Origin of the sequence: Alkalihalobacterium chitinilyticum (assembly GCF_029028005.1) — a bacterium.
GTDB classification, from domain to species: Bacteria; Bacillota; Bacilli; order Bacillales; family Bacillaceae_F; genus Alkalihalobacterium; species Alkalihalobacterium chitinilyticum.
Genome location: NZ_JAOTPO010000004.1, coordinates 24,726 through 39,336, shown reverse-complemented (window position 1 = coordinate 39,336; position 14,611 = coordinate 24,726). Strand labels below are relative to the sequence as shown.

The window sequence follows — 14,611 nt, the reverse complement described above, 5'->3', positions numbered from 1 at the left end:
AATATGCTTGTAACACTCATATGGTGCATACCTCCTATGAATAAATAATTGTTTTTAAATTAAATTAAACATAAGAAAAAGGTAGTAATAACTATAGATCTAAGGAAATTAGTATTGGTTAATGTTAGAATGAAAACCATATATATACTTTTATAGTGGAGCAAGAGGTGATAATAACTTGAATGGATTGATCGAAATCGATGAACCTAGTAGACAGGATCAAATTGAATGTGGTGCATTCACAATTGAAACAGTACAGTGCGGGAAGCAACTTAATGATATGACGGCTGTTTGCCAATTCTTTGCTGCTTTAGATGTGATAACTGGACAAGATGCACTAACCATTTTACCAACACCGACTAAAAAGGCGGAAGACATCATTATGAATGAACTGGTGCCTCATTACCAAGATGTGAAAAAGATAGTTGTTGATGAAAAACTAGTAGAAATCAATGTACGTTTTCTGAAAGAAGGATCGAAAAAAATAGTGAAACAAAGACTAGTGCAAGGGGAATTACCGTTTGTACACGACCTATATCGTACGGAACCGTTGAATATACCTGCTTATCCCCGAGAGTTAAAATACTATTTGATTGATAAAAAATTCGTAAAACCTGTACATACGAAAGAAGCAAAAGAAATTGGAGACTTTGTAAAGAGCTCTTTTTTTGCTAGAGACGGTGTGCTTTCCTTAACACCGAGGGGGTGGAATTTAGAAGAGGAATTATTAAATGCTGTTTCAATTCGAACATTCGCATCATTTGCAGACCGGATCATACTTGTCGTGGATCGTGAAGACCTTAGCATAGTAGGGCTGGATTTATATGGATAATGGATTGAAATTACAAGGTCTGTTGTTATGAAAACTAAATACTATGGGGTGAGAAAAACGATGAGAGAAAATACGATTTTAGGTTGTTTCTTTTTGTCGTTAGCTGCTTTTTTATACGTTTCTAAACATTTTACGGCAGCTTTTATAACGATACATATGCTGAATTCGGAACCAGGACCCATCAGTTATTATGAATATACGTATGCCAATATTGGGAATGGCTTTTCATTTTGGATTTTTCTTTCTTTTCTTATGGGAATTTTCTTCTTAGTTAGAAGTAAAAAAGAGTTTTTTCAACAAAAACTATTCCGGCGAAACGGAAACAAGGCGATGGACCATAAGGAACAATCGATCGATGGAAGCCAATGATTACTCAGGGCTGCAGCTTCATCTTAGAGGTCTAAATAAAGCAAAACGAAAGAGGGCATTTCTTCTGCGTTTTGCTTATTTCTTACACTAATTATGTAATTTTCCAACTTACTAGGAAAGTAATTTATGCAGCATTTGGTTTTATTCTTCCTCATCCGGTGTGAATTCAGTGATGTCCATTGAAGCTGTAACGACTCCAACAATTTCAGAGTTGCTGTCTACAAGAGGTTCCGCGAATACATAATAACAGTGCACACCATCGGTTAAAGGAAAACAAATTTTTTTCTGCATTTGTTTACCTTTTCTTATAACTTCTTGTTTTAAGGCCATCAAAGCAAGTGTTCCTTCGTTCACGGCCAATTCGTCATCTCGTTTTCCAACACTATTTTCTGGATCAAAATCAGGATGTTGATTAAAAATCCAAGTATATCTTAACTCTAAATCGCAATGAGCAATAATCATTGGAGAATTTCTTAAAGCGAGCTGAAAAGGTTCACTAAACTCATTCGTATAAAAGGCTGATGGGCTAATGCCAAGTATAGTTGCTATATTTTTTGCCACTTCAAAACTAGGGTTGCGACTGCCATTTTCGATTTGAGTATAAAATGCACGATTGATAAATGCAGATGAAGCAACTTCTTCCTGTGTTAAACCTCTTTCTTTTCTTACATTTTTTAACCAATCTCTCATAAATAAAATAATCCTTTCTCAATCACCAAAGTATGGTCAATTATGGTTTGTGTATTGTTGATTATAAAGAAAAATTTATATATTTGGATAAGATGTAGCAATTAGCCACCTTTTAATTGGTAGATATGAAGTAAGATTAATATAACGAGATATGGTAGATAAGTAAAGAAATAAGCTTATAAATGAAGTGGTGAGAAAAATTGATAGGAACAAAAGTCATTTATAACAACGAAATATATATTGTTTTGCATGACTATGGGAATGGGCAAATCGAGATACGTAAAGAACAAACCATTTTATATTCAGAAATACAACTAGTAAAGATAGATGATGTAATGTTCTTGAATGAGGAGAAGGACTGAGCCAGTGAAGACAAACAATGAAATGCTCTGTGTGTTTTACTACACAGGTTAATTTACATACAAATACGAGTGTTCCATATCGAAGGACTGTTACTCCAGCAGTCCTTTTTGTTTTTTTAAAATGTGTTCTTCGTAAACTGTGGTGCTAATCAGCCTAAAAGAGAGAAACAATTATTCATCTAGTGAGCAATTCCAAAGGGATGCTGAACGAACAGGCGCGAATTGTGAGCGGAAGAGGGAAAAATTAGGAGAAAGCGTGAACGAACAGGCGCGATACGTGAGCGGAAGAGGGAAAAATTAGGAGAAGGCGTGAACGAAACGGCGCGAATCGTGAGCGGAAGAGGGAAAAATTAGGAGAAAGCATTAACGGAACGTCGCGATACGTGAGCGGAAGAGGGAAAAATTAGGGGAAAGCATTAACGGAATGTCGCGATACGTGAGCGGAAAAGGGAAAAATTAGGAGAAGGCGTGAACGAAACAGCATGATACGTGAGCGGGAGAGGGAAAAATTAGGAGAAGGCGTGAACGAAACAGCGTGAATCGTGAGCGGAAGAGGGAAAAATTAGGGGGAAGCGTGAACGAAACGTCGCGAATGATGTGCGTTAAAGGAAAAAACTAGGAGAAAACGCAAACTAGTACTGCGCACCTCATAAGTTAAATTCTATTAAATATAAAAAATGTAAAAGCACTAAACGAAAGTCCCCATGTATATGACTTTAGAATCAGGAGAATATTACTTGTATGTGCAATTGTAGATACAAGTGAGGAGGGTTAGGATTGAATTTACTCTTAAAACAACAGCTGTTACTAACGGTCAGAGCGTTATATTTTTGTATGGAAAACCAGTGGGCCGAAATAGGAAAGGAATATGATATTTCACCAGCGCAACAGCATATTTTATTTCTGCTTTCAACGAATCGAAATGAATTAACACCTTCTAAGATCGGGGAATTAGGCTGCTGGCATGCATCAACAGTTACAAGATTACTTAAGCGTCTTGAGAACAATGGATATATCGATGTGAGAGCGAAAGAGAATCAAGCCCGATATAAACTCGTGTCCATGACAGATAAAGGAAAGTACGTTCTAGAAAACATATTTAAAACCGTTAAGTCAATGGAGCAGTTTCCTTTTGATTTGCGCCAGTTATCTGAGGATGAAGTAGTACATTTTATAAATTACGGTAAAAAAATATTAGATGTCCATAAAGGAGAAAGCTTCATGAGGGACGTGATTAGTAAACCAATGAAGGACCTAGATTATGCGTAACCTACTTGACCCCCTATAAGCTCAGGAGGTGGAATTGTGTCAAAAGATAAAAGAGTTTTACTGTTTTTTTGGGTGGTTACAATTGTCCTATTAGTTTTGAATGTACCAAGAAACCGAGTGAAACATGCAATTCTCGCTTTTCTCTATAAACAAATGGTGACTTGGTTGTTTGGTTTGCTCGTTGTCGAAAGAGGGTTGATTAAATATCCTGTAAGATTTTTTAAGAAAGCAAATAAAACGAGCTTTTCATTTGAATATTTTATTTATCCTGCTTTATGTACCATTTTTAATATGAATTATCCAGAAAACAAAAGTAGGCTTATGAAATTTTTTTATATAATGTTTCATTCAGGAGCTGTTACGTTCGTTGAATATTTAATTGAAAGGAAGACAAATCTTATTACATATGTAAAGTGGAAATGGTATTGGAGCTTTATTACGATGTCCATTACCTATTACTCCTCAAGAATATTTTATCGTTGGTTTTTTAAAGATGAATTTTCCAAGGGTAACGGCAATTCTTTAACATCCTATTAGGGGATAATTTTAGATAAACTTCAATCAGCGTGATAGAAGTATTCCTACTGTGGAAAAATAAGTTAGCTATAACAACAAATTGATCTGGAAAAGGAGGAAAGGGAATGGGTAAAAAGAAACGAGGCCAAAACGAAACAGAGATCACAAACAATGCAAGTGATGCCGAGTTTGGAATAGAGTATACAGAAAGTAAAAAAAGTAAAGTCAAAAAGGACAAGAAAAATAAATAACCATAGTGGATGGATAACCTTAAGACGGGTTATCCATTTTTAAGTTAAATGTTAAATAGAAGTAAAGATTGTCGATCGTAGAAGGATTTTGAAGGTTGAATGTTAAATAAAATAAAGCTTAAATTAAAATTTTTCAAAAATCCTCTAGAGAAGGTGTAACGATTGATTATTTATAGTGATATTTCGGTCGCGTGGCTATTATCTTTACCGTTACTAGTAATCTATTTTAAGTTTAGCAATTTAGCAGAAGAACACAAAAGGTCGAGCCTAGCGTTTCCACTATGGTTCACTAATTTTTTGCTGCTCCAGCACTTGCTTAATTATGGTGATTTGTTTTGGGTTGTTCTGTTGTTTCAATTGATTTTCCTTTATCCAATTAGCATAGCTGTATTCCTCTATATTTCACGACTTAATCAAGACGAAACCGCTATTAATACTTTAATTAAAGGTTTAAAAAGAAAACAAATTATTGTGGTTTCAGTCGTTTCTTTATTGAGTGTAATTGGAATTGGGTGGGGCGTCAGTGATAGCAATCAAAAAGTCGCTCAACTGCATCACCAAGCTATGAATGAGATTGTTGAGAGTGAAGACCCCCTGAGCTATCTCATTTACCACTCCATTTCTCCTGAAACATTAATCGGAATTTTACCCTCCCTTGAAGACATGAACGATGGTGAAGTGACTGTTACCTCTTTGCCTTGGAAGAGCACAGTTCGAGTTAGTTATGAAAACGATACTGAGGCGGGAGTAAGAACATTTACTTACGTTCGTTTCAATGAGGGATGGAAATTAGATGGAATGTATAGAGAAGAAATTCGGTAGATGAATTAGGATTATTGTTATTGAGATAAAGATGAAACCACCAACTTTGTTATTCGTATGATTAGTTGAGAGGGAGTGGTTGGAGTTGCGGTTTATTAGATTACTATTTTCAAAATATAAGTATTTGGTTTACACGGCATTTGGTAATAAAAGTTATATGAAGGTAGCTAGTCGTTTAAAAACAGCTGGAATTCCGTTTCAAACGGAAATTATAAGAAACTCTAATACGTATCAAGCGATTGTTCACAATGACAAGGCTTACTACGATATTTATGTGAAAGAAGAAGATAAACATAAAGCACAGGAAGTCATCCATCAGCGTTTTGAGTAAGAGTATTTAATTAATGTAAAAGGAAATGGGGAAGCAGCATGACTAATTGGTGGTATACACTTTATTTTTTGATTTTAGGTATCATCGCTTTTTTCACTGGAGAAATCATTACGTTTCTTATGTTGGGTTTTATTTTATTAAGTTTAAACAATATTCATTTAACACTTAAGAAAATACATAAGAGTCTTACAACCCAAACATCTGAGGAAAAGTAGAATATATTTGAAAAGTGAGCATCTTTTAGGTTGAAGCCCGAAAATAAAAGAGGATCAGGAAAAACGGTCAACAAACAGGCGGTTGAAGCACGAAAAGAAAGAGGGTCGGGAAAAGCGGACATCAAAAAGACTACCGATCCCCGAATGTAAAGGCGGACAGGAAAAACGGTCGACAAGTAACGTGAATTCGCCGGTTAAGCGTAAACTAAACTCGGCAGCCGGCAGCAATTACAACTATCGTTCGAATAATCTCAGGAGGCCCCGATGTGAAGCGAATTTTAATAGTTATTATCACCCTACTCGTACTTCTAATTAGCTTTATCGGATTAAGATTTGGAAGTGCGTTATTCCAAGAAGAACGTCCGATACTCATACTGTATACTGTGATGAAACTAGAATTCTCGGATCATGATTTTGAACTAATCAGTGATACTAGCACATCAAAAAGGTATTTATCCAAGACAGGTTCTTCATCAGAAGAGATCTTTCACGACTTTATGAGAGACCGAGGCTGGAATTTTAAAGAACAAATGGGTTCTGGTTTTATTTTTGAAAAAGATGGAATGGTGAGTGTTGTAACCACGAGGATGTATACGAGACATTATTTCATCTGGTCAGTACCAAACGAAATTTAAGAGGCTATTCTCTAACAAAAAGAGCTTTACCAATAGAGAAAGCCTCTAATAAAAGTATCTAACGCCGATCCCAGAACCGGCGTGTAGCGATGGCAGTAACAAAATCTGTACCGAAATCAGGGTTGTTCGCAGCAAATACGACTCCAGCCAAATGATTATCTTCTGAGGGATGGATATAGGATTGGCCTGTCGTTGCTACACCAATAGGCTTATAGCGACTATATGCGCCATCAATAAACTCGCTGACATTACGATCGAATATGGCTTGATTATCCGTACGCCCGCCAACAACATATAGAGAATCATATAAAACATTATGAGTGCTGACAAAGATTTCGTCGATTTTTATTTTAGTGCCGTCTGTCCCTGTGACATAGCCGAGTTTTTCACTAATAAATTCAGTAAATACCCCATGTTGCTGTAGTGTCTCAATAGCACTCCGTACTTCAGGTCCATCAAATCCGTTTCCTATTAGAACACCTACTTTTAAGGTGTTTGGGTAATGTGGTGTATTTGCTTGACTAACAGCTGGTGAGGAAGCTGTGACTGATACATGCTCCCCAACTGGAGGGTTTGCTCCCACATTGTCAGCAATGGTTGTTGCCATGTCTTTATCTACATTGACGAACATATCAACTACTTGCTGGCGAACAGACTCGTTTTTTACGTTCGCGAGTTCAAAGCTAAATGCTTCAATAATGTGTTGTTTCTCGACAGTCGACATACTGTTCCAAAACAACCTGGCATGAGTGTAGAAATCTTTGAATGACTCACTGCTGGCTTTCACTTTATAACCTTCCACTCTGTCCGGATAGTCAAAATATCCACCTTCTTCTGGCGGTGTAGGGCCTGGCGTATTACCGGCCAATGAATTGCGAATATAGTTCACTTGATCGACATCAATTCGATGCCTACTAAAGCTATCGCGCTGGTTATTATGGAATGGACAAATCGATCGATTAATCGGTAAGTCTGGGTAATTGGACCCTCCTAGTCGGTGTTGTTGCGTAATTTTATAGGTGAACGTTCTTCCTTGTAAAATTGGATCATCCGTAAAGGTGATTCCTGGAAGAAGATTCGTTACATCAAAGGCTACTTGTTCCGTTTCCGCAAAGAAATTATCGACATTTTTATTCAATGTCATTTTCCCAACGATTTCTACAGGTATTAATTCTTCTGGCCATATCTTCGTAGGATCTAACACGTCAAAGTCAAACTGAAACTCATCCTCTTCATCAATCAGCTGCACACCTAGCTCATATTCAGGAAAAGCCCCTTTTTCAATCGCATCCCACAAATCTCGTCTATGGTAATCTGGATCTAACCCGCCAATCATTAGTGACTCTTCATTTAGGAAAGAATGAACTCCAAGTATAGGCTTCCAATGAAATCTTACAAAGGTTGCTTTCCCGTGTTCATTGACAAATCGGAAGGTATTAATAGCGAACCCTTCCATCATTCGGTAACTTCTTGGAACGGCTCGATCTGACATGGCCCACATGATAAAATGCGCGGATTCTGGATTATTGGCGACAAAATCCCAAAAGTTATCATGAGCAGCAGAGGCTGTCGGCATATCATTGTGCGGTTGAGGTTTCAACGCGTGTTGTGAATCGACGAACTTAAAGGCATCGAAAAGTACAAATATAGGAAATTGGAGCCCTAATATATCATAATTTCCTTCTTCTGTATAAAATTTCACGGCAAACCCACGCACATCTCGGGCTGTATCCATCGAACCTTTTCCGCCTTGAACGGTTGAAAAGCGAGCGAAAACAGGCGTCGTTGTTCCTGGTTCTTGGAGAAAGCCCGCAATCGTATACTTTTTCATCGATTTATATAACTGAAATTCCCCATGTGCCCCGTAGCCTCTTGCATGAACGACCCTTTCCGGTATTCGCTCAGTGTCAAAATGCATCTGCTTTTGAAAAAAGTGAAAGTCTTGCATAAGTACAGGACCGCGATCTCCGGCTTTCAAGGTCGACTCGTTATTTGCGACCTTCAGTCCTTCATTTGTCGTCATTCGATTCCCCGTGTTTTGGATACGGTGTGCTTCTAACTGTTCTTGCTTGCTGTTTTCATCCACTTTCTTGTTGTCTCTTGATGACTGATCCATGAATTCACCTGCCCCGCAAATTTATTAACCGATCTATATGTATGATTTTTCTATGGGTTTAGACCGATTTATGAAATTCTTCATTGTCGAGACCAGCAATTTTTATTAGAAAACAACTCTAAGTATCCGCTATACAGTGTATTATATTGATAGGTAAACAAGTTATGGAAGATGATAAGCAAGGTTCAATCCAGAAAAATTCAGACATATACTTAAAACAGAAATTCTCGAAAACAAAGAAGATGCAGTAATCTGTAAATAAAAGGAGGGTGAGATATGACAACGATAGGTCTGATTAGGCACGGGATTACGGAATGGAATGTACGCGGGCTCGTACAAGGAGTATCTGATATTCCTTTACATGATATCGGCAGGAAACAAGCTTTAGATGTTGCCAATCGACTCGCTCAAGAAGAACCGTGGGATATCCTCATTACAAGTGATCTATCCAGGGCGGTTGAAACAGGGGAAATCATTCAATCGCAACTCAACATACCAACAAGCTTTACGGATCCACAAATTCGAGAAATTAATTGCGGGCAAATCGAAGGAACGAACGAAGAAATACGTGTTGCGAAGTGGGGGGAAAAGTGGCGCGATCTTGATCTTGGAATTGAAAAGTTTGCAGTGGTAGGAAAACGTGGAGTTTCTTTCATGGAACATGTAGTCAAAACCTATAGTGGAAAACGGATATTGGTAGTCAGTCACGGGACTTTCATAGGTATAACATTAAAACAGCTGCTTCCCGAAAAGTTTCAAAAGACGATGATTGATAATACTTCTCTTACTATAATAAAAAACACGAATAACACATGGGATTGTGAGCTTTATAACTGCACAAAACATTTGAAACGTGAGATATAGATAATTAGTAAAATAGTTGCACAAACTATTCGTACGGAGGTGAGGTACATATGGAAGGGAAGCCGATTCATTATGACGGAAGTTTTCATAATAGTGAAAACTCTGCTGGAGAAGCGGGAATTGAGCCATTTAAGGTAACGGATGAAATGAGAGGGAGTATTAGTGGGAATCCCTACTTAAGCGGTAATCAGGAATAGTTTTGCCAGAAAGGTTGTCTTTCATAAAAAGGCGACTTTTTTATTTGGGCAAAAAGTCAGTATTCGTCGGCAACGAAGTTCGGTGCATTTTTATTATTAATCACATAAATGTCCTCTTTTTGCAAAACCTAAACTGCAAGGACTATAGGAAAAGAAAGGATCAATGTATATGACAAAAGTATTGTACATCACAGCGCACCCTCATGATGATACACAATCTTATAGTATGGCAGTTGGGAAGGCTTTTATCGATACATACAAAGATGTGAATTCAGATCATGAAATTGTTCATGTTGACCTTTACAATGAGGATATTCCTCACATTGATGTTGATGTTTTCAGCGGCTGGGGGAAACTTCGTTCAGGTCAAGGGTTTGAAGAACTGTCAGCCGAAGAAAAAGCAAAAGTAGGAAGACTATCAGAGTTATGTGAACAGTTCATATCAGCGGATAAATATATCTTCGTTACACCGTTGTGGAACTTCTCGTTTCCACCAGTTATGAAAGCCTATATGGATTCAGTAGCTGTTGCAGGTAAAACTTTTAAATATACGGAACAGGGTCCAATCGGTCTGTTAACGGATAAAAAGGCGTTGCATATTCAAGCGCGCGGGGGCGTCTACTCTGAAGGTCCAGCAGCTGCGATGGAAATGGGTCACCGCTACTTAGACATTATGATGCAATTCTTTGGAGTGCCTTCATTTGAAGGATTATTCGTCGAAGGGCATAATGCGATGCCGGATAAAGCAGAAGAAATTAAAGAAAATGCGATTGCAAGAGCAAAGGACTTTGCCCAAACGTTTTAATACGAGAAGAGTTAATAATTGTGTTACAAGTTCCACATAACGATGATAAATTACAGCTGAAGCAGGGGTGGAGAAACTTAGGATCTTCACTTCTTTTTGTGTATTGATATTGCGGTATTAATTCTAATAGAATATGCAATTAGCCGCGCATTTTAACAAACTTACAGGTGCTATGGTTTATGATTAGATCCAAATTCTAGTTTTATGTTGTTGTCATATACAACGAAACGTAAGAGGACTCCAAAGCCCTTATGTGTGTCGAAAACACGATTTTTACTAAATTAGCGGACTCAGAAGCTCTTATTCCATAAAAAAAGAGACAGTAACACATGAAATCTTGCAAATAAGGGCCTCTCAGTCCGTGAGCATTGGAAAACTTGGTGATTTTAGAGAAATAAGAGCCTCTGAGTCCTTTAAAGAGCTCACACACTAACTTTTAATGTATGATGCTTCTAATCTTCGTAATCTTCGATGGAGGGCATGCTTTTGGTAGTTTTTCCTTTTAGCCAGGCAAGTGTCCACTTACTAAATTCTTTAATGTGTGATATCCGTCATAGTCTTTTCTTCTCAAAAACATTAAAATTTTTTATAAAAGTAGGTTTAACTTTTTTGGGGATGGGTATATATCATTGTTATTTGGAATTTTATAGTTACATATTACTAGTTTTGGGGGAGATTACGTTGCAAGCGAGAAAGAATTTAATCATGATTTTATTTAGTGTATTTGTAGTTGTGATTTCGATTTTGGTTCACTTTTTACACCGTTCGATTGGCTGGTTGGATACCTATCTGCTTTTATCACAAGTTCATTCAGGTACACCGACGGAGTTGCACTTTTTATTAAATAGTTTATTCTTTTTGCCGTTTCTATTTTTAGGAGTTTCTGTTTTTCTTTTCTGGAAAAACCGCATACATACGTCGATACCACTCTTTGTAACGCTTACACTTACGTTTGGTAGTATTTCAATTATCGCTGGTGGCGATGGTTTAATTGAATACCATTTTTCGATTTTTATGGTTTTAGCGAGTCTTGCCTATTATGAAAATATTCGCCTTGTTATTGTGAGTACCGTGATTTTTGCAGTGCAGCATTTACTCGGTTATTTTACTGTGCCAGAGCTAATCTGCGGTAGTGATAATTATCCTTTTTCATTACTACTAATCCATGCTGTATTTCTTATTTTTACGAGTGCCGTCATTATCATTCAAATTATCGCAAGACAACAGTATGATCGTGTGGTAGCAAAAAATGAGGAAGAGCAACAGAGTATCATTGAAGGTCTTGTCCAGCATATTGCGACTACTTCTAATAAAGTGCTTAAAAACGTTGAAACGTTAAAAGAAGGAGCGGTAACTTCGACAGAAGCATCAACAGCCATTAGCGATTCGATGATCCAAATGGTCGCTGGTGCGGAACGGCAGCTAACCGAGGCAAAGCGAAGTAACATCGCACTAGAAGAAATGACAGGTGATGTAAAGAAAATCATCACACAGGCGAAGCATTCGGTTCAGTCCTCCGAACGAACAGCTGAAGAAGCAAAAGACGGAAAGGAAAGTATGCGACAAACGGAGCAAACGATACAAGAAGTGGCTTCAGCTGTGGAAAGAATGGACGAAGTTGTAGTGCGTCTAAATGAACGTTCAAAAGATATTCAACACACACTATCGCTCATTACCGACATTGCGGAACAGACGAATTTATTGGCTTTAAATGCTGCAATCGAAGCCGCACGGGCAGGTGAGAATGGTAAAGGGTTTGCCGTTGTAGCAGATGAGGTAAGGAAGCTCGCGGACCAGTCGAGAAACTATGCGAACCGAATTAACCTCGTCTTGAATGATTTGGTTCACGATACAAGCGCCATGGCTGAAGTGATGGAACATGGAAAAAGACAAACCGCTGCTGGGATAACTCAAGTAAATTATACAGGTGAAATTTTTAGTCGGATTGTTGAAGAAATTGATCGTGTAGCCTCAGAAATAAAAACATCAAATGAATTATCAGAAACGGTCGGCAAAAAAATGGGCGATGTACAAGCAGCGATTCAAGAAATGATGGCTGTAGCAACGGAAAACCAAATGGCTACCGAAAGTATTTCAGCAACATCCCAACAACAGCTTGCAACCTTCGAGGAATTCAATACGATAACGAACGATATTCAAAAATTAAGTGATTCATTGTCTTCACAAATTGAACAAATTCAAAAGGATATGGAAAGCCGAGATTAATGGGTGTCGTTCCAAAGTAGTGTAAAAAAACAAAATATATCTTCCACAGACTAAATTGAACAGGTTTAGTCTGTTTTTTATGGTAGGAATTATAAAAGCTGAAACGTAAAAAGTTTTAAATACCGTGTATTATAAAGACAAAATTCCAACAAATTTTACCAATAGATCTGTTATAATTAAAGTATGTAAACAAAAGAATTCATAGGGGAGGGTGGAAATTGAATGCTACCGAATCTACAATCCGGCTCAAAAGAACATCACAATATATCAATCTAGTCAGACGATTTCAAGTGTATATAGATGATGTTCATGTACAGGACATTAAAGACGGGGAAGAAGTGGTGATACCGATGGAGCCTGGGCATCATGAATTATATATTAAGATCGATTGGGTGAAAAGCAAGAAGCTTGAACTAGACATAGAGCCTGGGGAAGAAATTCAGCTTATTTGCGGCTCTCCCGTAAAAGGTGCTAAACTTTTTATCCCTTTCTACCCCATAATTAGCTCATTTGTACCCAAGTGGTATTTATTTTTAAAAGAAATAGAGAAGTAGAAGTAGGGTTTTGTGATCTATTATGTTATCATCAATTTTATACATATTTTGGTTGTAAGAGTTAGGGAGGGTACTATGAATTCACATATGAACAAAGGCTCAGCCGTAGCCGTTGTGGCGTCAGTTGCAATAGTAATCGTTGGTATTTTAATGATCACCAATTTATATTTTAATTCAAAAGAAATTCAGGCAGCAGCAAATACTTGTTACGATAACGGTGGACTTCCGATTGTTGAAAAAACGAATGGGAAATTAACGTATTTCAAATGTAAAATGGATGAAACTGATGAAATACAAATTATGGATTGAAATAAATAGATAGGTTTTGCGTATGAACGTATTCATAATTGCAAGATGAAAAGAAGAGGCCAATGATTCAGCTAAAGGATCATGGCCTTTTTATATGATCACATAAAAATAGTTACAGATTATACTCTATAAACGACTTAACCTAACCAGATATAGGACGGTACTGTGACCATTTATGGTTACAGCCGTCCCTTTGTTACATTATCTAATTACTTTTAAATTTTTTTAGTTCGTACTTTTAACTTTATCCAATTGTACTTTTATATCTGCTAGCTCCTCAAGTATTTGATCCAATTTAGACTCCAATTTTTTCAAATCATTGTTTTCCTGATTTTGCACAGTTGAAAGATTATCTATTAAACTGGTTTCATTTATAATTGTACTTATACTACTTATAATCTTATTTACATTATCGGATTTCTCATTTGATTGCTCAACCGTTGCTAATTCGTCTAACAGACCATTTAAACTGTTGAGGGATTGATTAGACGCCAATTTTGAAAGGGTATTTAGACTATCTGCATTTGTGTTCTTTAATAAATTTGTTGCAATATTAAGGATCCCACTTAGATCTACATTTTCATCATGTGTTTCATGATTTGGTTCTGATTGATCTTCTTTCTTTTTGGGATTAAATTCACTCATGCTATTCCTCACCTCCCTTTAATTCAATTAATTCACCTAAAGTGTGACTTTAAGTAACGTGTACTAAAATAAATCATATAAATAATAAAAATGTGTATACATTTTTTACATTGGGATATCTAGGAGGCGCATGAAGCGCTCTCCTAGATGTGTGGGGCAAGGATGATTCTTAAGCTTATGCCGTAGCAGAAGACCCTTGTCCCAGAAGTTCTTGAAGACATCTAATAATAAGGTTATGCTGCTGTTGGTTACCAATTAAAATGGCCACTAGTAAGGCAACTAAAAACAGTAGCGCAATAACTACTAATGCTAACATTTATTCTCCACCTTTCTTAATATATTTTTTGTAAGGTCTCGTACCTTACAGTTACATACTATGACTTAAGATAATGCTTGCTTATACTATTTGCCGTGTTTCTAGTAAAAAGGGCGAATCATAGATAATAGTCATTCGAAGAGATTAATATAAATAAAGCTGTTTAAAGTGATCTACAGCACCATTTGATACGTTCGTTTTATGTAAAAGTCTATAACTTTTAAATGGGAAACCTTCATATGAAAATAGCATTACATAAACTACAAAAATATACTTAGTTGAATAAG

19 protein-coding genes are annotated in these 14,611 nt (G+C 36.9%); 15 read left to right on the top strand and 4 right to left on the bottom strand.

Going from position 1 to position 14,611, the window contains the following annotated elements; translation table 11 throughout:
• Positions 1–178: 178 nt before the first annotated feature.
• Entirely contained in the window at positions 179–832 is a 654-nt protein-coding gene (locus N7Z68_RS07500; RefSeq protein WP_275117854.1) for a hypothetical protein, read from the top strand.
• A gap of 60 nt (positions 833–892) precedes the next feature.
• The gene (locus N7Z68_RS07495; protein WP_275117853.1) at positions 893–1,201 is read left to right on the top strand and encodes a hypothetical protein; all 309 of its coding nucleotides are present in this window, start codon (positions 893–895) and stop codon (positions 1,199–1,201) included.
• Positions 1,202–1,342: 141 nt separating this feature from the next.
• On the opposite strand, the gene N7Z68_RS07490 is transcribed toward N7Z68_RS07495, so the two are convergent.
• A complete protein-coding gene (locus tag N7Z68_RS07490) occupies positions 1,343–1,891 on the bottom strand; it encodes a helix-turn-helix domain-containing protein (RefSeq protein WP_275117852.1) in 549 nt (182 codons plus the stop codon).
• Between the two features lie 200 nt (positions 1,892–2,091).
• Here N7Z68_RS07490 and N7Z68_RS07485 point away from each other — a divergent pair, with 200 nt between their 5' ends.
• The 7 genes from N7Z68_RS07485 to N7Z68_RS07455 all read left to right on the top strand — a co-directional run bounded on the left by N7Z68_RS07485 (position 2,092) and on the right by N7Z68_RS07455 (position 6,292).
• Complete coding sequence (locus N7Z68_RS07485; protein ID WP_275117851.1) at positions 2,092–2,253, top strand: hypothetical protein; 162 nt, start codon at positions 2,092–2,094, stop codon at positions 2,251–2,253.
• Between the two features lie 777 nt (positions 2,254–3,030).
• Complete coding sequence (locus tag N7Z68_RS07480; protein ID WP_275117850.1) at positions 3,031–3,522, top strand: MarR family transcriptional regulator; 492 nt, start codon at positions 3,031–3,033, stop codon at positions 3,520–3,522.
• A 36-nt stretch (positions 3,523–3,558) separates the two neighbouring features.
• Entirely contained in the window at positions 3,559–4,059 is a 501-nt protein-coding gene (locus N7Z68_RS07475) for a CBO0543 family protein (RefSeq protein ID WP_275117849.1), read from the top strand.
• A 104-nt stretch (positions 4,060–4,163) separates the two neighbouring features.
• Positions 4,164–4,289: a hypothetical protein gene (locus N7Z68_RS07470; protein WP_275117848.1), complete on the top strand. Its 126-nt coding sequence runs from the start codon at positions 4,164–4,166 to the stop codon at positions 4,287–4,289.
• A gap of 162 nt (positions 4,290–4,451) precedes the next feature.
• Positions 4,452–5,111 (top strand): hypothetical protein, encoded by a 660-nt coding sequence (locus N7Z68_RS07465; protein WP_275117847.1) that lies wholly within the window; start codon positions 4,452–4,454, stop codon positions 5,109–5,111.
• Between the two features lie 85 nt (positions 5,112–5,196).
• Complete coding sequence (locus N7Z68_RS07460; RefSeq protein ID WP_275117846.1) at positions 5,197–5,442, top strand: hypothetical protein; 246 nt, start codon at positions 5,197–5,199, stop codon at positions 5,440–5,442.
• Between the two features lie 481 nt (positions 5,443–5,923).
• The gene (locus tag N7Z68_RS07455; RefSeq protein WP_275117845.1) at positions 5,924–6,292 is read left to right on the top strand and encodes a hypothetical protein; all 369 of its coding nucleotides are present in this window, start codon (positions 5,924–5,926) and stop codon (positions 6,290–6,292) included.
• 58 nt (positions 6,293–6,350) lie between these two features.
• On the opposite strand, the gene N7Z68_RS07450 is transcribed toward N7Z68_RS07455, so the two are convergent.
• Positions 6,351–8,408, bottom strand: coding sequence for a catalase (locus tag N7Z68_RS07450; RefSeq protein ID WP_275117844.1), 2,058 nt, complete (start codon positions 8,406–8,408; stop codon positions 6,351–6,353).
• A 276-nt stretch (positions 8,409–8,684) separates the two neighbouring features.
• Between N7Z68_RS07450 and N7Z68_RS07445 the strand changes: the two genes are divergently transcribed.
• The 6 genes from N7Z68_RS07445 to N7Z68_RS07420 all read left to right on the top strand — a co-directional run bounded on the left by N7Z68_RS07445 (position 8,685) and on the right by N7Z68_RS07420 (position 13,363).
• Positions 8,685–9,272 (top strand): histidine phosphatase family protein, encoded by a 588-nt coding sequence (locus N7Z68_RS07445; protein WP_275117843.1) that lies wholly within the window; start codon positions 8,685–8,687, stop codon positions 9,270–9,272.
• A 50-nt stretch (positions 9,273–9,322) separates the two neighbouring features.
• Positions 9,323–9,469: a hypothetical protein gene (locus N7Z68_RS07440; protein WP_275117842.1), complete on the top strand. Its 147-nt coding sequence runs from the start codon at positions 9,323–9,325 to the stop codon at positions 9,467–9,469.
• 169 nt (positions 9,470–9,638) lie between these two features.
• Positions 9,639–10,274: an FMN-dependent NADH-azoreductase gene (locus N7Z68_RS07435; RefSeq protein ID WP_275117841.1), complete on the top strand. Its 636-nt coding sequence runs from the start codon at positions 9,639–9,641 to the stop codon at positions 10,272–10,274.
• Positions 10,275–10,955: 681 nt separating this feature from the next.
• Positions 10,956–12,500, top strand: a complete 1,545-nt coding sequence (locus N7Z68_RS07430; protein ID WP_275117840.1) for a methyl-accepting chemotaxis protein — start codon at positions 10,956–10,958, stop codon at positions 12,498–12,500.
• Positions 12,501–12,718: 218 nt separating this feature from the next.
• Entirely contained in the window at positions 12,719–13,054 is a 336-nt protein-coding gene (locus tag N7Z68_RS07425) for a hypothetical protein (RefSeq protein ID WP_275117839.1), read from the top strand.
• 75 nt (positions 13,055–13,129) lie between these two features.
• On the top strand, positions 13,130–13,363 hold the full coding sequence (locus N7Z68_RS07420; RefSeq protein WP_275117838.1) for a hypothetical protein: 234 nt from the start codon (positions 13,130–13,132) through the stop codon (positions 13,361–13,363).
• Positions 13,364–13,588: 225 nt separating this feature from the next.
• Here N7Z68_RS07420 and N7Z68_RS07415 read toward each other — a convergent pair whose 3' ends face one another.
• The gene (locus tag N7Z68_RS07415; protein ID WP_275117837.1) at positions 13,589–14,008 is read right to left on the bottom strand and encodes a hypothetical protein; all 420 of its coding nucleotides are present in this window, start codon (positions 14,006–14,008) and stop codon (positions 13,589–13,591) included.
• Positions 14,009–14,183: 175 nt separating this feature from the next.
• Positions 14,184–14,324, bottom strand: a complete 141-nt coding sequence (locus N7Z68_RS07410; protein WP_275117836.1) for a hypothetical protein — start codon at positions 14,322–14,324, stop codon at positions 14,184–14,186.
• Positions 14,325–14,611 lie beyond the last annotated feature (287 nt).